Below are 18163 nucleotides of genomic sequence, written 5' to 3'. Positions count from 1 at the left end.
GATGAGAACGCGGTGGGGGGCGTGCCGGGGCGTCGCGTAGCAGGGTGAGTATCGGCGGGGCATGCCCTAGCGTTGATTCCGATGACCGAGAACGCACCGCCCGGCCTGCGCGGACCGGGCACGGAGACCGCCGGGCCGGGCCGCCCCCCGACCTTCACCTCCTGGCTGCGCGAGCGCACCGACGAGGAGCTCGCCGCCCTGCTGTCCGCCCGGCCCGACCTGGGCCGTCCCGTGCCCGAGGACATCGGCGCCCTGGCCGCCCGGGCCACCACGCGCAACACCGTGCTGCGGGCCCTGGAGGGGCTGGACTCCTTCACCCTCCAGGTCCTGGAGGCCGTCACCGCCCTGGGCGACGACCGGATGTCCGAGCCCGTGGGCGTCACCGCCGGAGAGCTCACCGCGGCCCTGTCGCCCGGCGACGGCGACGGGGAGCGGGGAGGGGCCGTGGCGGCCGCCCTGGAGGGGCTGCTGCGCTCGGCGCTGGTCTGGCCCGACCGGGACCGGCTGCGCCCCGTTCAGGTCCTGCGGGACCTGCTGCCCGCCCCGGCCCGGCTGGGCCCGCCGGTCCGGGTGCTGCTCGCCGCCCTGCCGCACGGCCGCCTCAAGCGGCTGGCCGGGGACCTGGCCCCCGGCTCCCCCGCGCCCGGCCCGGTCGAGGCGCTGGCCCGGCTGCTGTCCGGCCCCGACGGCCTCGACGCCCTGCTGGCCGGGGTCGGGGAGCAGGCCCGCCGACTGCTGGACGGCATGGCCTGGGGGCCGCCGCACGGCACCCTCGCCGACGCCCGCCGCGACGTCGGGCTGGCCGACGCCGGGTCGCCGGTGGAGGAGCTGCTGGCCCGCGCCCTGCTGCTGCCCAGCGGCGACGACACCCTGACCCTGCCCCGGGAGGTGGGGGTGCACCTGCGCTCGGGGGTGCTGTTCCGCGAGGTCGCGGCCGCCCCGCCGGAGTTCTCGGGCACCGCCCGCGGGCCCGAGGGGGTGGACCGGTTCTCCGCCGGGCAGGCGTTCACGGTGCTGCGCGCCGTCGAGGAGCTGCTGGAGTCGTGGGCCGAGGAGCCCGCCGCGGTCCTGCGCAACGGCGGACTGGGCGTCCGGGACCTGCGCCGGGCCGCCCGCGCCATGGAGACCGACGACACCACCGCGGCGCTGTTCGTCGAGGTCGCCCATGCCGCGGGGCTGCTGGGCGCCGACGACCGGGTCGAGGGCGAGTGGCTGCCCACCCGCGAGTACGACCTGTGGCGGGAGAGCCCGCCCGAGCGCCGCTGGCTGCGGCTGGCGCAGGCCTGGCTGGACACCGACCGGGTGCCCGCGCTGAGCGGGTCCCGGGACTCGGGCGGGCGGATACGCAACGTGCTGGGCCCGGGCCTGGTCCGCCCGCTGGTCCCGCAGGCCCGCCGGGACGTGCTCACGGAGCTGGCCACCGCCGAGCCCGGGTTCTCCCCGTCGCCGGAGTCTCTGTCGGCCCGGCTCTCCTGGCGGCGGCCGCGCCGCCGCTCGCCCGTGTACACCGAGCTGGTGGAGAACGCCGCCGCGGAGGCCGCCGTGCTCGGGTTCACCGGCCGGGGCGCCCTGGCCGGATACGTCCGCCCGCTGCTGGAGGGCGATCCCGAGGCCTCCGCCGCGCTGCTCTCCGGCCACCTGCCCCGCCCCCTGGACCACGTCCTGGTGCAGGGCGACCTCACCGCCGTCGCCCCCGGCCCGCTGGTCACCGAGCTGGCCCGGGAGCTGGCGCTGATCGCGGACGTGGAGTCCACCGGCGGCGCCACCGTGTACCGGTTCACCGAGGCCTCGGTGCGGCGCGGGCTGGACGCCGGGCGCGGCATCAACGACATCCTCACCCTGCTGGAGCGCCATTCGCGCACCCCGCTGCCGCAGGCTCTGCGGTACCTGGTGTCCGACGTGGGCAGGCGGCACGGGCGGCTGCGCGCCGGTTCGGCCTCCTCCTACCTGCGCTGCGACGAGCCCGCGCTGCTGGACGAGGTGCTGGGCGACCGGCGCACCGACACCCTGGGCCTGGTGCGGCTGGCGCCGACCGTGGTGGCCGCGGCCGTCGGCCGGGCGGCGCTGGTGGAGGGGCTGCGCAGGCTCGGCCACCACCCCGTGGCCGAGGGCGGGGACGGGGCCATGCGGCTCTCCCGCCCCGAGGCCCGCCGCGCCGAACCCGTGGAGGTGCCGCCCGATCCGCCGTCCGCCGTCCCCACCGCCGACCGGTTGCGCGCCATCGTGCGGGCCGTGCGCGCCGGGGACGAGGCCGCCACCGCGGCGCGCCGCCCGGTGCCGCTGCCCGAGGACGGACCGCCCGGATCCCGGGCGGCGGCGGTGCTGGAGGCGCTGGCCCGGGCCGCGGAGGCGGGGCGCCGCCTGTGGATCGGCTACACCGACACCGACGGGCGCCAGGTCGGACGGATCATCGGCCCCTCGACGGCCGACGGCGGGTTCGTCACCGCCCTCGACGAGACGCGGGGCGCGGTGCAGCGCTTCGCGGTCCACCGGATCACCGCCGTGGCCGAGCTGGAGGAGGACGATCGGACCGGTACGCCGTAGGCTGGGACGCGGTTGCCAGTCGGCCCTCGGACAACGAGAGACACCCCCATGAGCGATGCGACCCTGCCCCCCGGGGCCTCGTCCCCCCGTGAGCACGGACGCGACGGCGGGCGCGGACACGACGGCGAGCGCGGCCGGGCGGAGGACCCCGCCCCGGCGCGCGGGGAGGGAGCCGCGCCCGGCGCGACCGCGTCCGGGGCGGCCAACAGCTCCACGATGGCGCTGATCCTGCACGCGTTCACGCTGCTGTGCTGCGGCAACTGGATCTTCGGCGTCGCGGGCATCGTGTTCGCGATCCGGGCCGCCCACGCCCGCGACCGGGGGCTGCCCGGCCGGGCCGAGATGCTGACCCGGTACTCCTGGTACTGCCTGGGCGCGGCCGGGGTGATGCTGTTCGTCATGCTGGTGCTGACGTTCGTGGTGTTCACCCGGTCGGGGTCGTGGATCGAGGGCATCGTGCCGGTGACCAACTACTGACCGCAGGCGGGGGCGGAACCCCCGCCGGGCCGTCCGCGTCCCAACCCGTGAAGGCGGGTACACCAGGAGGCGTGGGGGCGGCGGGGCCCGCAGGGAAGGGGAGCGCATGCAGCGGGGATCCGGGAGTCCCAGGGACTTCTGGGAACGGGAGCAGGGCTTCGCCCTGCGCTCGGTCTCCCCCGCGGCCGCACCGGCCCCCTCCCCCGCCGCCCCGGCGCCGGCCGCGGGCCCCCGTCCGCACGCGCGCCCGCCCGCGGGGCCGTTCACCGGTCCGCCGCCGACGGGGCCGCCCGCACGGGTCGGCGGCACGGTCGCCGCCCTGGTGGTCGCGGTCCTGACCCTGGTCCCGCCTGTGCTGCTGGGCGCCTACACGGGGCTGTGGTTCCTGTTCCTGGGCGTCAACGTCCCGGGGATCGCGCTCGCCGCGGTGGGGCTGACGAAGATCCCCGACGCGGACGAGGTCGAGCGGTACCTGCGCTACACCTGGGCGTGCAACCTGGCCTACGCCGTTCTGGACGCGCTCCTGGTGGGCATCGGCCTGTTCGTGCTCCTGCTGATCATCGCTCTCGGCTACTGAGCCGGACCGGTGGCCCTTCTCCCCCTCCGAGGAACCCTGTGAACGAGAACCCGTACGACCCCTACAAGAACGCGACCGGCGGCTACTCGAACCCCGGCCCCTACGGGTACGCCTCCGGCCAGGACCCCTACGCACAGGACCCGAACGCCTACGGCCCGGCCGAGTACGGGCCCGTCGTCCCCCTGTACCCGGCGGCGCCGCCCAAGGCCGACCACGAGGGCCGCGCCGTCACCGCGCTGATCCTCTCCTGCGTCCAGCTGGTCCTGTGCTGCGGACTCACCGCGATCCCCGGCGTCGTCTTCGGCGCCCTGGCCCTCGGTGAGAAGTACGACACCGAGCGCGGGGCGCGCATGACGAGGAACGCCTGGCTCTCGGTGTGGATCAACTTCGGGATCCTGGCCCTGGGGGCCGTGCTCCTCATCGTCGTGATCGCGCTGGACATCGCCTCGTCCACCTGACCCGGGCATGATCGGGGGCCCCGGCGCGTTGCACCTGGGGCCGCCCCCGCCGACGGAAGGTTCCGTGTGTCCTGCCTGATCGTCCAGTCCGACAAGACCCTCCTGCTCGAGGTCGACCACGAGCTCGCCGGTGAGTGCCGCCGCGCGGTCGCCCCCTTCGCCGAGCTGGAGCGCGCCCCCGAACACGTGCACACCTACCGGATCACCCCGCTGGCGCTGTGGAACGCCCGCGCTGCGGGGCACGACGCCGAGCAGGTCGTGGACGTCCTCATCCGCTTCTCGAAGTTCCCCGTGCCGCACTCGCTGCTGGTGGACATCGCCGAGACGATGGACCGGTACGGGCGGCTGCGGCTGGAGGGCGACCCGGTGCACGGACTGGTCCTGCGCTCCTCCGACCGGGCGGTGCTGGAGGAGGTCGTCCGGTCCAGGCGGCTCAAGGGGATGCTGGGCGAGCGGCTCGGCGAGGACTCCGTGGCCGTGCACCCCAGCGAGCGCGGCAACCTCAAGCAGGCGCTGCTGAAGATCGGCTGGCCCGCCGAGGACGTGGCCGGGTACGTCGACGGCGAGGCCCACCGGATCGACCTGGTCCAGGACGGCTGGGAGCTGCGCGACTACCAGCGTGCCGCCGCCGAGGGCTTCCACGCGGGCGGTTCGGGCGTGGTGGTCCTGCCCTGCGGGGCGGGCAAGACCGTGGTGGGCGCCGCGGCGATGGCGATGACCGGGGCGACCACGCTCATCCTGGTCACCAACACCGTGTCGGTGCACCAGTGGAAGAGCGAGCTGCTGCGGCGGACCACGCTCACCGAGGAGGAGATCGGCGAGTACTCGGGGACCCGCAAGGAGATCCGGCCGGTCACCATCGCCACCTACCAGGTGATGGCCGCCCGGCGGAAGGGCGTGTACACGCACCTGGAGCTGTTCGACGCCCGCGACTGGGGCCTGGTGGTCTACGACGAGGTGCACCTGCTGCCCGCGCCGATCTTCCGGATGACCGCCGACCTCCAGGCCCGGCGGCGGCTGGGGCTGACCGCGACGCTGGTGCGCGAGGACGGCCGCGAGGGCGACGTGTTCTCGCTCATCGGCCCCAAGCGGTACGACGCCCCCTGGAAGGACATGGAGAACCAGGGGTGGATCGCCCCGGCGGACTGCGTCGAGGTGCGGGTGGACCTGTCGGAGTCCGAGCGGCTGGCGTACGCCACGGCCGAGCCGGAGGACCGCTACCGGTTCTGCGCGTCCTCCGAGGCCAAGACGGCGGTGGTGCGGGAGCTGGTGGAGCGGCACGCCGACGAGCAGGTGCTGGTCATCGGCTCCTACATCGACCAGCTGGACGAGCTCGGCGAGGCGCTGGGCGCCCCGGTGATCAAGGGCGAGACCCGCACCGGGGAGCGGGAGCGGCTGTTCGACGCGTTCCGCGCCGGGGACCTGCGGACCCTGGTGGTGTCGAAGGTCGCCAACTTCTCGATCGACCTGCCCGAGGCGGGCGTGGCGGTCCAGGTGTCGGGGTCGTTCGGGTCCCGGCAGGAGGAGGCCCAGCGGCTGGGCCGGGTGCTGCGGCCCAAGGCGGACGGCCGCTCGGCGCGGTTCTACGCGGTGATCGCGCGCGACACCCTGGACCAGGACTACGCGGCTCACCGGCAGAGGTTCCTGGCCGAGCAGGGGTACGCCTACCGGATCACCGACGCCGCCGACATCCTGGCCGACGGCGAGGTCTGAGGGTTCAGAACGAGGGCAGCCCGCCGATGACGTAGGTCCCGGCGGCGATCGCCCATGCGATGAGGGAGTAGGTCAGGGTCCGGGTGCGCAGGGCGCGGTCGTCGCGCACCCCCGGGGCGGCGAAGGCGGCGACCAGCAGGGCCAGGCCGAGCAGCGCGGGGATCGCGGAGGCCAGCGAGAAGAGCTGGGTCTGGGCGGCGCAGGCGGTGTAGCCGGAGGTGCCGGGATCACCACAGAACACGTCGTACCCCGATCGGATCGTTCGGTGCGGGCGGGACAACCCGACCGTACCGTTTCGGCGGGGTCGGTCGGTGGGCCGATGCCGACCGTATCCGGGGGTGCGAGGTTTTCGTGATCCAGGACACCCACCCCTCTTTACACGAACCCGATTCGTGTCCAATCATGGGCGGGAAGCCCCCCCGGCACCCCTCGGAGGTCCTCCCATGCCCGACCGCACCGGTTTCCACTCCCTGCGCGGCGGCGGCCTGAACTGGGACTCGCTGCCCCTGAAGCTGTTCGTCAAGGGCAACACGAAGTTCTGGGACCCGGCCGCCGTCGACCTGAGCAGGGACGCCGAGGACTGGAAGACCATCGGCGAGGCCGCGCGGCAGCGCATCCTGCGGCTGTGCGCGTTCTTCGCCGCGGGCGAGGAGGCCGTCACCGAGGACCTCCAGCCGTTCCTGCGCGCCATGGCCGCCGAGGGGCGGCTGGGCGACGAGATGTACCTGACCCAGTTCGCGTTCGAGGAGGCCAAGCACGTCCAGGCGTTCCGGCTGTGGCTGGACGCCGTCGGCGTGTACGACGACCTGCACTCGTACGTGGAGGAGAACCCCGGCTACCGGGCGCTGTTCTACGAGGAGCTGCCCGCCTCCCTGGAGGCGCTGCTGGACGACCCGAGCCCGCGCAACCAGGTGCGCGCCTCGGTCACCTACAACCACATCGTCGAGGGCTCCCTGGCGCTCACCGGCTACTACGCCTGGAACCACATCTGCACGGTGCGCGACATCTTCCCCGGGATGCGGCGGATCGTGCGCCACATCGGCGACGACGAGCGCCGCCACATGGCGTGGGGCACCTTCACCTGCCGGAGGCACGTGGCGGCCGACGACGCCAACTGGGCGGTGGTGAGCGAGCGGCTGGAGGAGCTGCTGCCGCACGTGATGACCACCGTGGAGCGGGGCGAGGCCGCGTCGGAGTCCACCCCCGAGAGCGCGCCGTACGAGCTGCCCGCGGGCGAGCTGCTGCGCTACGCCTCCGACCGCGCGCTGCGCCGCCTGGGCGCCATCGAGTCCGCCCGCGGGGTGCCCGTGGCGCAGATCGACCTGGACGCCTCCCCCGAACGCCTGGAGGAGGAGTTCGGCGAGGAGGACCGGGCGGCGATGGAACGGCTGTGAGGGCGGGGCCGCCGCCCCGGGGCCGTACGCCCCGGTTCCGGCCCCGTCCGGGCGGGGCCGGAACCGGGCGGCCCCGCGCCGGGGTACCGGCGCGGCGGCCGCCCAGGGCCCGGCGGCGGCTCGCGGAACCGGCCGCGGTGCCCGCCGGGCGCTACGGCGCCCCCCGGGACCCGGCGGCGTCCTCGGAGTGCCAGAGCTCGCGGCGGCCGCGCTGCGCCTCCAGGGCGATCCGCCCGAAGGGCTCCACCCGCCAGTCGCCGTCGGCGTCCAGGTGGTTGGCGTAGAGGACCCCGCCGTCGCGGGACAGGATGTACAGGGAGTCCACCAGCCGGTGGGTCTCCAGGAACTCGATCGTGTTGGGGACCCCCTGGTAGAAGCGGTCGTGCAGGTGCTCGGGCAGCCAGCGGCCGAACCCCTGCTGCTCCCGGGAGCGGTGGTACCGGTCGAGGATCGCGAACCGGCTGGCGGAGGCGTGGACGGCCAGGAAGGCGACCTCCACCCGGTAGCCCTCCTCGCGGAAGCCCCGCACCCACTCGGCCGCCCAGTCCGCCCTGCCCAGCGGGTGGCTGCACACCGCGTCCGACCGTCCGGCGCGGATGTGCTCCATGGCGGGGACGTGCAGCACCCCCACCTGCGCGGCGACCGCGTGCGAGGCGGCCCGGTCGTCGCGGCTCATCGCCCGCTCGTAGTCCGGGGACAGGCGCATCAGGTCGTCGCCGTCGTAGCAGACGGTGCCCTCGGGCAGGACCGGCGGCAGCAGCCGCTGGAGGGTGGACTTGCCCGATCCCGGCTGGCCGCCGAGCAGCAGCAGCCGGGGGTGCTCTCGGGGCGTCCCGGTGAGCCGGTCGCGCAGCCCCAGGTCGAAGAGGTCGGCGGCGTCGGCCGCGGAGAGCGGGCGCACCTCCCCGTCCGGGAGCGGCACGGAGCGCAGCTCGTCCAGGGTCCGGGTGAGCGCGTCGGCGGCCCGGTCGGCCTCGTCCGGGGTGAGGAAGGGCAGCCGGGCCTCCCGCGCCAGCAGGTCGGCGGCCCGGTCGCGCAGGCCGCGGGCCGTGCAGGCGCCGATGGCGGCGCTGAACAGGTTGTGGGCGCGTTCCCTGGCCAGCCGCTGCCGGTCGGTCTGCGGCGGGACACCGCCGGTGGGGCTCTCCAGCAGGAGGGGCCCGGCCGGGGAGGCCGGGCGGGGCTCCGCCGCCGGGGCCGCCGCACCGGGTTCGAACGCCCCGGGGACCGGTGTGGTGTCCGTCGCCATGTCGTCACCCTTCCGGGGGCCGGCGGTCGGCCCCGCAGTCGCTGACACAGGGTGATCGTAGTGCGTCCCGGCGGGTCCCGCGGGCGTTTCCGGCGGCCGGTAGCGGACTTCGCGCGGACCCGTGCGCCCCTGGGGACGCACGGGTCACACGTGTCGCGGGGCCCCGCGCGGGCCGGGCGGCAGGGGGTTCCCGCCCGGTCCGCGGGTCAGGCCGCCGAGCAGACCGCCTCGGGCACCGTGTTGGCGCCCGTGCGGGATCCGGTGAACCCGAACTCGGCGGTGGCGCCCTGCGCGAGGGCGCCGCCCCACTCCGGGTTCAGCGCGGTGACCGCCCCCCCGGAGGAGGTCACCCGGGCGTTCCACGCCTGGGTGACGGTCTGGCCGTCGGTGAACTCCCACTCGACCCGCCAGCCGTTCAGCGGGGCGTGGGCGGTGACGGTGACGGTCGCCTGGAAGCCGCTGCCCCAGTCGTTGTCGATGCGGTAGTCCGCGGTGCACCCGCCCTCGGCGGGCGGCTCGGAGGGCTCGCCCGAAGGCTCCTCGGTGGGTCCCTCGGTGGGCTCCTCCGAGGGGAGGCCGGGGGCGTTGACCGCCATCTCGTAGGCGAGGTCGGGGACGAACGACCCGGCGGGCCCGGCGCAGCCGTCGGCCTCCCCGGGGAGCTTGACCCACAGGTAGGCGTCGATGACGGGGTTCCCGGTGTTCGTGGTGCTGGGGGTGCCCAGCGCACGGCCCCGCGGGTCGCACCACTCGCCGTCGGGGGCGGGCCCGTTGCCGTTGCGGCTGGTGTCGATCACCGCTCCCAGGCCGGGGACCCCGGTGGCGGCGATGACGGCCTCGGCGAAGGCGGCCTCGTCGGCGGTGTACCGGTAGTTGGAGGTGTTGGTGGAGACGCCGTCCGCGCTGTTCGCGATGTCGGCCCCGTTGAGCAGCTCGGCGGCCCGGGACGGGCTGAGCCAGGCCGAGTGGCCGATGTCGAAGTAGACGCGCGCCTGGGAGGAGCCGGCCTTGAGCGCCTTGCCCGCGTAGGCCATGGAGTCCAGCAGCGCCTGCCGCTCCTGCGGCTCGCTGCATCCGCTGACCAGCGGCAGGGCGTCCGGCTCGACGATGATGTAGGCGGGCCGGCCGTCGAGTCCGGCGGCGACCTCGTCCACCCACTGGCGGTACGCCTCGTGGGAGGGCGCCCCGCCACCGCTGTGGTTGCCGCAGTCGCGGCCCGGGATGTTGTAGACGACCATGATGGGCACCTGCCCGGCGGCGTCGGCGGCACCGACCAGCGCGTCCACCTCGCCGCGGACGGTCGCGGGGTTGTGCCGGGTGAACCAGCTGCCCTGGGCGACCGAGGCGATGCGCTCCTCGATGAGGGCGGCCCTGGGGTCGGAGGGGTTGTCGGCCGCCCAGCGGGCGGCGGAGGTGTCGGGGTTGACGTAGAAACCGGTGTCGGCGGCGGCCGGAGCCGTGGCGAGGCCGACGGCGGCGGCCAGGATCGCGACCGATCCGGCCGCGGCGCCCAGCGCCGCGCGCAAACGGGATGTGCGGGACATGTGTGTTCCTCGGACGGTTCGTTCTCGGTTGGTCCCCACCACCTGGAAGCGCTCCCAGTCCGGACGTAACCTAACCCGCACACACCGTGTCCGCCCAGGGGTGCTGCCGCGGCGTTTCCGAACGGTTACATCGGGCCGCGGTCCCGGCCCCGGCGGGGCGGGCCCGCGCCGCCGCGCCCCCTACCCTGGAGACCATGTCCGCCTCCACCACACCGCCCGCCGTCATCGACGCCCTGGCCTGGGTGCACGTCCGCGACGGCAGGGTCCTGTGCGTCCGCTCCCGCGGGCGCGACGTCCTCTACTCCCCCGGCGGCAAGCGCGAGCCCGGGGAGACCGACGAGCGGGCCGTGGCCCGCGAGGCCCTCGAGGAGGTCGGCGTCACCCTCGTCCCCGGCACCTTCCGCCTCGTCACCGTCGTCGACGAGGTCGCCCACGACCAGGCGCCCGGCACCCGGGTGCGGATGGCCTGCTACTCCGCCGACCACGAGGGCGAGCCGCGCCCCAGCGCCGAGGTGTCCGAGATCGCCTGGGTCGGCCACGCCGACCGGGACCGCTGCGCGCCCGCCACCCAGCGCCTGATCGAAGCCCTGCACGCCGCCGGAGAGGTCCTCTGAGCAGGGCCTTCGCCTTCCGAAAATGGGTGGCCCCGGCCACGGGCCGGAGATTACAGTCCGTGTGTGCGCGACCTTCCCCAGCCTCCGGGCGATCCCGACCACCGCTCCGCCGACCGTTATCTGCTCTGGATGGCGCGCAAGGAGTGGCGGTCGCTGCTGTGGGCGGGGACCCTCGCGAGCGGGTACACCGCCGGGACCGTCCTGCTGTCGGCCGCCCTGGGCGCCGCGGTGGACTCCGCCCTGGACACCCGCGCCGTCCTGACGTGGTTCGGCGTCCTGGCCGCGATCACCGCGGCCCTCACCGTGTTCATCCCGCTGGCGCACCGGGCCGAGTGCTTCAACTGGTACGCCTCCGGCTACCGCACCATGCAGCTCGTCTGCTCCCGGTCCTCCGACCTGGGCCCCACCCTCACCCGGAGACTGCCCTCCGGCGAGGTCGTCGCGGTGGGCACCGAGGACATCGACCGGATCGGCGACTTCTACGAGCGCTCCTCCATGATCATGGGATCGCTGGTCTCCATGGCCGCCGTCGCCGTCCTCATGCTCACCTCGCACGTGCTCTTCGGACTGATCGTGCTCGTCGCGGTCCCCCTGATCATGCTCGGCATCGCACCGGTGCTGCGGCCCCTGGCCCGGCGCCAGGAGCACCAGCGCACCCGCAAGGCCGAACTGACCACCCGGGCCTCCGACCTGGTGGCGGGGCTGCGCGTGCTGCGCGGCGTCGGCGGCGAGAACACCGTGGGCGAGCGCTACCGGCGCGAATCCCAGGAGGTGCGGGCCGCCGGGGTGCGGGTGGGCTGGATGGACGCCGCCCTCCAGGCGCTGCGCGAGCTGTACCCGGGACTGCTGCTGGTCGGCATCGTCTGGTACGGCGCCCGGCTGGCGCTGACCGGGGAGATCACCGTCGGGCAGCTCGTGGCGTTCTACGGGTTCACGACCAACCTGGCCGTGGACGTGCGCCGCATGATGCAGGCGGTGTCCCTGTACATCTCCGCGCGGGTCTCCGCCGGGCGGGTCGTCCGGGTGCTGGCCCTGACCCACGACCACCCCGACCCGCAGGTGCCCGCCGACCCGCCGACCGGGCCCTGCGGCCTGCACGACCCGGAGAGCGGCCTGCACGTTCCGGCGGGCCTGCTCACCGGTGTGGTGTGCGCCGACCCGGCGGACGCCACCGCGATCTCCGCCCGGCTGGGCCGCTACGCCGAGGGCGGGCACCTGGTCGAGGAGGCCACCGGGCGCTCGGTCCCGCTGTCCGACCTGCCGCTGCGCGACGTGCGCCGCCGCGTCCTGGTCGCCGCCAACGACGCCCACCTGTTCTCCGGCCCGCTGCGGGAGGAGCTGTCGCCCGACGGCGGCCTGTCCGAGGAGCGGCTGGCCGAGGTGGTGCGCGTCGCCGCCGCCGAGGACGTGGTCCGCCAGTCCCCGGCGGGGTGGGACGCGCTGCTCACCGAGCGCGGCCGCGAGTACTCCGGCGGCCAGCAGCAGCGGCTGCGGCTGGCCCGGGCGCTGGCGCACGAGCCCGACGTCCTGGTGCTGGTGGAGCCGGCCTCCGCCGTGGACGCCCACTCCGAGGCGGCCATCGGCGCCCGGCTGGCGGCCGAGCGCTCGGGGCGCACCACCGTGCTGGTCACCACCAGCCCGCTGCTGCTGGACCGTACCGACCACGTGCGGTTCGTCCGTGACGGCAGGGTCGCCGCCGAGGGCGCCCACCACGACCTGCTGGCGACCGAACCCGACTACGCCGCCACCGTTCTGCGCACCGTGCTGGAGGAACAGCCGTGACCGCCACCGACGAACACCGGGGCCTGCTCCCGGTCGCCCCGCCCCCGATGGTGTGGGCACGGCTGCGCACCCTGGGCCGGCGGCACGGCGGCACCCTGGCCTGGGTGATCGGCCTGTACGGCCTGGCCGCGCTGGCCGCTCTGGCACCGCCGTGGATGCTGGGCCGCATCATCGACGCAGTGCGGGCCTCCGCCGCCCCGGAGCGGATCGACGCCATGGCGCTCCTCATCGTCGGCGCCCTGCTCTGCCACGCCGTCCTGACCCTGGTGTCCGTGGCGCTGTCCATCCGGTTCGGCGAGGCGGTCCTGGCCGAGCTGCGCGAGGGCTTCGTCCGCGCGGTCCTGCGCCTGCCGCTGGGCACCGTGGAGCGCGCGGGCAGCGGCGACCTCATGGCCCGCACCGGACGCGACGTCGCCCACCTCGGGCACACCGTGCGCCACTCCATCCCGGTGATGGTGGTGAGCGGGGTGACCGTGGTGGTCATCTTCGGCGCGCTGGCCGTCCTGCACCCGGTGCTCCTGCTCGCCTGGCTGCCGTCGGCGGCGATCGTGTCCTCGTCCACCCGCTGGTACGCCCGCCGCGCCCCGGCGGGGTACCTGCGGGAGCTGGACGCCTACTCCGAGCTCACCCAGGGCGTGACCGACACCGTCGAGGGGGCGCACACCCTGGAGGCGCTGGGCCGCCAGGACCGGCAGCGGGCGCACACCGACCGGCGGGTCCGCGGCTCCTACCTGGCCGAGCGGTACACGCTGTGGCTGCGCACCGTCTGGTACCCGACGCTGGAGTTCTCCTACGTGCTGCCCACCGCGGTGACCTTCCTGGTCGCGGCGTACCTGCACTCCCAGGGCGCGCTGACGGTGGGGCAGATCGCCACGGCGGTGTTCCTCACCGTGCAGATCGTGCGGCCGGTCGACCAGCTCATCGACCAGGTCGACAGCCTGATGATGGGCTTCACCAGCCTGCGCCGCCTCGTGGGCGTGGAACTCGCCGACGAGGCCCCCGACACCGGCGACGCCCCGGTCGGCCCGGGGACGCCGGGTGCCGTCGAGATCTCCGGGCTGCGCTTCGGCTACACCGGCACCGAGGTCCTGCACGGCGTGGACCTGTCCCTGGCGCCGGGCGAGCGGCTGGCCGTGGTGGGGCCCAGCGGGGCCGGCAAGTCCACGCTCGGCAAGCTCATCGCGGGCGTCCACACGCCCACGTCCGGGACCGTCCGGGTGGGCGGCGCCGACCTGACGGGGCTCGCCCCGCGGGCCCGCCGGGAGAAGGCGATCCTGCTCAGCCAGGAGAGCCACGTGTTCCGCGGGACGGTCGCCGAGAACCTGGCACTGGCCCTGGACCGCGAGGAGGAGGACCGCGACACCCTGTGGCGGGCGCTGGCCGCGGTGGACGCCGACGACTGGGTGCGCGCCCTGCCCGAGGGCCTGGACACGAGGGTCGGCTCGGGCCACCTCACCCTGGACCCGGCCCACGTGCAGCAGCTGGCACTGGCCCGGGTGGTGCTCGCCGACCCGGAGGTGCTGGTGCTGGACGAGGCGACCTCGCTGATGGACCCGGGCTCGGCCCGCCACCTGGAGCGCTCCCTGGCGGGCGTCCTCGCGGGCCGCACGGTGGTGGCGATCGCCCACCGCCTGCACACCGCCCACGACGCCGACCGCGTCGCGGTCGTCGAGGACGGCCGCATCTCCGAGCTGGGCTCCCACGACGAGCTGCTCGCCGCCGGGGGCTCCTACGCCGCCCTCTGGCACGCCTGGCACGGCGACTCCTGACCCCGCACCGGAACGGCGGCGGCCGGGCCGCCCCCGCGGGACGTCCGGCCGGTCCGCGATGGTGGGCCCGTCGCCGGCGGCGTTCTCCGCCTGGCCGCCCGCGGGCCGCCCCTGTACCTGCTCGAGGACAGCCCGCCCGAGCGGCTCTTCGAGGCGGTGCGGACCGCGGTGGAGCGCTCGCTCACCGGCTGGGACCAGGGACCGGTGCGGTCCGGCCCCCCGCGGCGGCCCCCGGAAATGCGGAACCGGGCGGCCCCGAGGGGCCGCCCGGTCGTCGCGGGCTGAGGTCGCGTATCCGGACCTCCGGCGCCGTGGACTAGAAGTCCATGCCGCCCATGCCACCGGTCGGGTCGGCCGCGGGGGCCGCCTTCTCCGGCTTCTCGGCGATGACGGCCTCGGTGGTCAGGAACAGACCGGCGATGGAGGCCGCGTTCTGCAGAGCGGAACGGGTGACCTTGGTCGGGTCGATGACGCCGTCCTTGAACAGGTCGGTGTACTCGCCGGTGGCGGCGTTGAGGCCGAACCCGGGCTCCAGGTTGCGGACCTTGTCCGCCACGACGCCGCCCTCGAGGCCGGCGTTGACGGCGATCTGCTTCAGCGGCTCGGCGATGGCGCGGCGAACGATGTCGGCGCCGATGGCCTCGTCGCCCTCCAGCTCCAGCTTCTCGAACGCCGGGACGCTGGCCTGCAGCAGCGCGACACCACCGCCGGGGAGGATGCCCTCCTCGACCGCGGCCTTGGCGTTGCGGACGGCGTCCTCGATGCGGTGCTTGCGCTCCTTGAGCTCCACCTCGGTGGCGGCACCGGCCTTGATGACCGCGACGCCGCCGGCCAGGCGGGCGAGGCGCTCCTGGAGCTTCTCGCGGTCGTAGTCGGAGTCGGTGCGCTCGATCTCGTTGCGGATCTCGTTGACGCGACCGGCGATGGCGGTGGCGTCGCCGGCACCGTCGACGATGGTGGTCTCGTCCTTGGTGACGACGACCTTGCGGGCGCGGCCGAGCATGTCGAGCTCGGTGTTCTCCAGCTTGAGGCCGACCTCCTCGGTGATGACCTGGCCGCCGGTCAGCACGGCGATGTCGCCGAGCTGGGCCTTGCGGCGGTCACCGAAGCCCGGGGCCTTGACGGCCACGGACTTGAAGGTGCCGCGGATCTTGTTGACCACGAGGGTCTGGAGGGCGCCCTGCTCGACGTCCTCCGCGATGACGACCAGCGGACGGCCGGCCTGGAGCACCTTCTCCACGATGGGGAGGAACTCGTTGTTGTTGGAGATCTTGGAGTTGGCGATGAGGATGTACGGGTCCTCGAGGACCGTCTCCATGCGCTCCAGGTCGGTGGCGAAGTAGGGCGAGATGTAGCCCTTGTCGAAGCGCATGCCCTCGGCGAGCTCCAGCTCGAGCCCGAAGGTCTGCCCCTCCTCGACGGTGATGACGCCTTCCTTGCCGACCTTGTCCATCGCCTCGGCGATGGTCTCGCCGATCTGGGTGTCGCCGGCGGAGATGGAGGCGGTGGAGGCGATCTGCTCCTTGGTCTCGATCTCCTTGGAGAGGTTGCCGAGCTCCTCGCTGATGCGGGAGACGGCGGCCTCGATGCCCCGCTTGAGGCTGATCGGGTTGGCGCCGGCGGCGACGTTGCGCAGACCCTCGCGCACGAGCGCCTGGGCCAGGACGGTGGCGGTGGTGGTGCCGTCACCCGCGACGTCGTCGGTCTTCTTGGCGACCTCCTTGACGAGCTCGGCCCCGATCTTCTCCCACGGGTCCTCGAGCTCGATCTCCTTGGCGATGGAGACACCATCGTTGGTGATGGTGGGGGCGCCCCACTTCTTCTCCAGGACGACGTTGCGGCCCTTGGGGCCGAGCGTGACCTTGACGGCGTCCGCGAGCTGGTTCATGCCGCGCTCGAGGCCGCGACGGGCCTCCTCGTCGAACGCGATCAGTTTGGCTGCCATTGAGTTCTTGTCCTCCCGTGACCGGGCTGATACGCGATGGGACGAGGCGTGCGCCCGCGACGGACGACCGCGGGCCCACCGGCGACCCTGTTGCCGGCGGCCGCGGTCTCGCAGCCTCGATCCGGTTAGCACTCAGCCTGGGCGAGTGCTAACCAGATCCCTTTTTAGCACTCGACCCAGGAGAGTGCAAACGATGCGGTCACGATTCCACCACCTCTTCAATACGCGTTCACCTGCACAAACCTCCCATGTGACAGCCTTTTTCGCTGGCGGCGGACGAGGTCAGGCGGAGATCCTGCGCATCGCCCGGGACCCCAGGCCCAGGACCAGCAGGGTGGTCGCCAGGGCCACCGCCCAGCCGACGCCCACGGCCGCGTTCCACTCTCCGGCGAACAGCGCCCGCTCGGCGTCCACCACGTACGCGACGGGATTGGCGCGGGACAGCGCGTAGAGCCAGTCCGGCGCCAGCTCCATCGGCAGCAGCACGCCCGACAGCAGCATCAGCGGCATCACCGCGGTCTGCACGATGGGCGCGAACACGTAGGTCTGCCGCACCTTGAGGGCCACCAGGTACGACAGCGCCGACAGGCCGGTCCCCAGCACGACGAGCAGCAGCAGGCCCACGGCGAACCCGGGCAGCGGGGCGCGGAACCCGAACGGCACGACCAGCACGACGATGAGCACCATCTGCGCGGCCATGACGGCCACGTCGCGCAGCACCCGGCCCAGCAGAAGGGCCACCCGGCCGACCGGGGCGGCCATCAGCCGCTCGTGCGCGCCGGAGGCGATCTCCGGCAGCAGCCCGAACCCGGCGAACCCGGCGGTGAACAGGGCGAGCATGACCAGCAGCCCCGGCACGAACCACTGCCAGGGGTTCTGTCCCTGCTCACCGGCCAGGCCGGTGAGCAGCGGCGCGAACAGCACCAGGTACAGGACCGGCTGGAGCATGCCGAACAACAGGAACACCGGGCGGTGCAGCAGCGGGCGGAACTGTCGGACGAAAATGATCCGGGTGTCCCGGAACAGGGAGGACCGCCTCGCGGTCCCGGTGGTCGTGGTCTCCGTGGTCACGGGTTCTCCTCCCGCAGGCTGCGGCCGGTGAGGGTCAGGAAGACGTCGTCGAGGGTGGGGCGCTGCACCCGCACCGTGGTCAGGGCGACCCCGGCGGCGTCCAGGGAGCGCAGCAGCTCGGGCAGGGCCGCGTCGCCGCGCTCGACCCGCAGCCGTACCCCGGCCTCGCGGCCGGGGACGACCTCGACCTCGGTGGCGGTGGGCAGCTTCCCGGCGATCGCCGCCCCGGTGGCCGCGGTCTCCTCGTCGGCGACGGCGAAGGTGACGAGGTCGCCGGAGACCCCGCCCTTGAGCTCGTCGGCGGTGCCGTCGGCGATGACCCGTCCGTGGTCGATGACCAGGACCCGCTCGGCGGCGTCGTCGGCCTCGTCGAGGTAGTGGGTGGTGAGGACGATGGTGGTGCCGGTGCTCTCGCGCAGGCGGGCGATGTGCTCCCACAGGTTGGCCCGGCTGTGCGGGTCCAGGCCGGTGGAGGGCTCGTCGAGGAAGAGCAGCGGCGGCCGGTGGATGAGCCCCATGGCGATGTCCAGGCGGCGCCGCTGCCCGCCGGAGAGCCTGGTGGCCTCGCGGTCGGCGGCCCCCGACAGCTCGAGCATGTCGAGCAGCTCGGCGGTCCGCCGCCGGGCCGTGGCCCGGTCCAGCCCGTAGAGCAGGCCCTGGGTGTACAGCTCCTCCCCGGCGCGCTGGTCCTCGCCCGCGCCGTGCCCCTGGCCGACGAACCCGATGCGGCGGCGCACCTCGGCCGGTTCGGAGCACACGTCGCGCCCGGCGACCACGGCGGTGCCGGAGGTGGGTTCGAGCAGGGTGGTGAGCATCCGCAGGGTGGTGGACTTGCCCGCGCCGTTGGGCCCGAGCAGGGCGACCAGTTCGCCCTCGGCGACGTCGATGTCGACGCCCCGGACCGCCTCGACGGTCTCCTTGCCCGCGCGGAAGTGCTTGGTGAGATCCCGTGTACGGATCATCCGCGACTCCTTATTCAAAGTTGAACAGGCTCGAGTGTGCCCCACCCCCGAGCCATATTCAAGT

The 18163-nt window shown here is 74.3% G+C and carries 15 protein-coding genes; 9 read left to right on the top strand and 6 right to left on the bottom strand.

The genetic code is table 11. The features are described from left to right. Positions 1–81 precede the first annotated feature (81 nt). The 5 genes from ACSUPR_RS19385 to ACSUPR_RS19365 all read left to right on the top strand — a co-directional run bounded on the left by ACSUPR_RS19385 (position 82) and on the right by ACSUPR_RS19365 (position 5769). Positions 82–2544: a helicase-associated domain-containing protein gene (locus ACSUPR_RS19385; RefSeq protein WP_436886117.1), complete on the top strand. Its 2463-nt coding sequence runs from the start codon at positions 82–84 to the stop codon at positions 2542–2544. 48 nt (positions 2545–2592) lie between these two features. Continuing rightward, the gene (locus ACSUPR_RS19380; RefSeq protein WP_436886116.1) at positions 2593–3021 is read left to right on the top strand and encodes a hypothetical protein; all 429 of its coding nucleotides are present in this window, start codon (positions 2593–2595) and stop codon (positions 3019–3021) included. Between the two features lie 106 nt (positions 3022–3127). Continuing rightward, on the top strand, positions 3128–3598 hold the full coding sequence (locus ACSUPR_RS19375; RefSeq protein ID WP_436886115.1) for a hypothetical protein: 471 nt from the start codon (positions 3128–3130) through the stop codon (positions 3596–3598). 38 nt (positions 3599–3636) lie between these two features. After that, complete coding sequence (locus ACSUPR_RS19370) at positions 3637–4056, top strand: hypothetical protein (protein ID WP_436886114.1); 420 nt, start codon at positions 3637–3639, stop codon at positions 4054–4056. A 66-nt stretch (positions 4057–4122) separates the two neighbouring features. After that, complete coding sequence (locus tag ACSUPR_RS19365) at positions 4123–5769, top strand: DNA repair helicase XPB (RefSeq protein ID WP_436886113.1); 1647 nt, start codon at positions 4123–4125, stop codon at positions 5767–5769. Between the two features lie 4 nt (positions 5770–5773). Here ACSUPR_RS19365 and ACSUPR_RS19360 read toward each other — a convergent pair whose 3' ends face one another. Continuing rightward, on the bottom strand, positions 5774–6010 hold the full coding sequence (locus tag ACSUPR_RS19360; protein WP_220564700.1) for a hypothetical protein: 237 nt from the start codon (positions 6008–6010) through the stop codon (positions 5774–5776). A 202-nt stretch (positions 6011–6212) separates the two neighbouring features. On the opposite strand from ACSUPR_RS19360, the gene ACSUPR_RS19355 reads away from it, so the two are divergent. After that, positions 6213–7163: a R2-like ligand-binding oxidase gene (locus ACSUPR_RS19355; RefSeq protein WP_436886112.1), complete on the top strand. Its 951-nt coding sequence runs from the start codon at positions 6213–6215 to the stop codon at positions 7161–7163. A 151-nt stretch (positions 7164–7314) separates the two neighbouring features. Here the strand turns inward: ACSUPR_RS19355 and ACSUPR_RS19350 are convergent, their stop codons facing one another. Together ACSUPR_RS19350 and ACSUPR_RS19345 are read right to left on the bottom strand one after the other, a co-directional pair. Continuing rightward, entirely contained in the window at positions 7315–8412 is a 1098-nt protein-coding gene (locus ACSUPR_RS19350; protein WP_436886111.1) for a zeta toxin family protein, read from the bottom strand. A gap of 206 nt (positions 8413–8618) precedes the next feature. Continuing rightward, the gene (locus ACSUPR_RS19345) at positions 8619–9956 is read right to left on the bottom strand and encodes a glycoside hydrolase family 6 protein (protein WP_436886110.1); all 1338 of its coding nucleotides are present in this window, start codon (positions 9954–9956) and stop codon (positions 8619–8621) included. 194 nt (positions 9957–10150) lie between these two features. Between ACSUPR_RS19345 and ACSUPR_RS19340 the strand changes: the two genes are divergently transcribed. From ACSUPR_RS19340 to ACSUPR_RS19330, 3 genes are all read left to right on the top strand, one after another. Beyond that, positions 10151–10570 (top strand): NUDIX hydrolase, encoded by a 420-nt coding sequence (locus tag ACSUPR_RS19340; protein ID WP_436886109.1) that lies wholly within the window; start codon positions 10151–10153, stop codon positions 10568–10570. Between the two features lie 63 nt (positions 10571–10633). Continuing rightward, positions 10634–12352 carry an ABC transporter ATP-binding protein gene (locus ACSUPR_RS19335; protein WP_436886108.1) on the top strand — a complete coding sequence of 573 codons (1719 nt, stop codon included), beginning with the start codon at positions 10634–10636 and terminating at the stop codon, positions 12350–12352. A gap of 47 nt (positions 12353–12399) precedes the next feature. Beyond that, positions 12400–14121 carry an ABC transporter ATP-binding protein gene (locus ACSUPR_RS19330; protein WP_436892059.1) on the top strand — a complete coding sequence of 574 codons (1722 nt, stop codon included), beginning with the start codon at positions 12400–12402 and terminating at the stop codon, positions 14119–14121. A 316-nt stretch (positions 14122–14437) separates the two neighbouring features. Here ACSUPR_RS19330 and groL read toward each other — a convergent pair whose 3' ends face one another. The 3 genes from groL to ACSUPR_RS19315 form a co-directional block, all read right to left on the bottom strand. Further along, positions 14438–16066 carry a chaperonin GroEL gene (gene groL / locus ACSUPR_RS19325; RefSeq protein ID WP_436886107.1) on the bottom strand — a complete coding sequence of 543 codons (1629 nt, stop codon included), beginning with the start codon at positions 16064–16066 and terminating at the stop codon, positions 14438–14440. A gap of 282 nt (positions 16067–16348) precedes the next feature. Continuing rightward, positions 16349–17137 (bottom strand): ABC transporter permease, encoded by a 789-nt coding sequence (locus ACSUPR_RS19320; protein ID WP_436886106.1) that lies wholly within the window; start codon positions 17135–17137, stop codon positions 16349–16351. Next, entirely contained in the window at positions 17134–18099 is a 966-nt protein-coding gene (locus ACSUPR_RS19315) for an ATP-binding cassette domain-containing protein (protein WP_436886105.1), read from the bottom strand. The genes ACSUPR_RS19320 and ACSUPR_RS19315 overlap by 4 nt, the downstream gene beginning before the upstream one ends. Between the last annotated feature and the right edge of the window lie 64 nt (positions 18100–18163).

It is taken from the genome of Nocardiopsis dassonvillei (assembly GCF_964273065.1).
Lineage (GTDB): Bacteria > Actinomycetota > Actinomycetes > Streptosporangiales > Streptosporangiaceae > Nocardiopsis > Nocardiopsis dassonvillei_B.
The sequence above is the reverse complement of the archived record's forward strand: the minus strand, read 5'-3'. Positions and strand labels throughout refer to the sequence as shown.

Coding starts and splice junctions, on each gene's coding strand:
- ACSUPR_RS19315 (WP_436886105.1), bottom strand. CDS start 18,099: ATGATCCGTACACGGGATCTCACCAAGCACTTCCGCGCGGGCAAGGAG.
- ACSUPR_RS19355 (WP_436886112.1), top strand. CDS start 6,213: ATGCCCGACCGCACCGGTTTCCACTCCCTGCGCGGCGGCGGCCTGAAC.
- ACSUPR_RS19375 (WP_436886115.1), top strand. CDS start 3,128: ATGCAGCGGGGATCCGGGAGTCCCAGGGACTTCTGGGAACGGGAGCAG.
- groL (WP_436886107.1), bottom strand. CDS start 16,066: ATGGCAGCCAAACTGATCGCGTTCGACGAGGAGGCCCGTCGCGGCCTC.
- ACSUPR_RS19350 (WP_436886111.1), bottom strand. CDS start 8,412: ATGGCGACGGACACCACACCGGTCCCCGGGGCGTTCGAACCCGGTGCG.
- ACSUPR_RS19385 (WP_436886117.1), top strand. CDS start 82: ATGACCGAGAACGCACCGCCCGGCCTGCGCGGACCGGGCACGGAGACC.
- ACSUPR_RS19340 (WP_436886109.1), top strand. CDS start 10,151: ATGTCCGCCTCCACCACACCGCCCGCCGTCATCGACGCCCTGGCCTGG.
- ACSUPR_RS19380 (WP_436886116.1), top strand. CDS start 2,593: ATGAGCGATGCGACCCTGCCCCCCGGGGCCTCGTCCCCCCGTGAGCAC.
- ACSUPR_RS19345 (WP_436886110.1), bottom strand. CDS start 9,956: ATGTCCCGCACATCCCGTTTGCGCGCGGCGCTGGGCGCCGCGGCCGGA.
- ACSUPR_RS19330 (WP_436892059.1), top strand. CDS start 12,400: ATGGTGTGGGCACGGCTGCGCACCCTGGGCCGGCGGCACGGCGGCACC.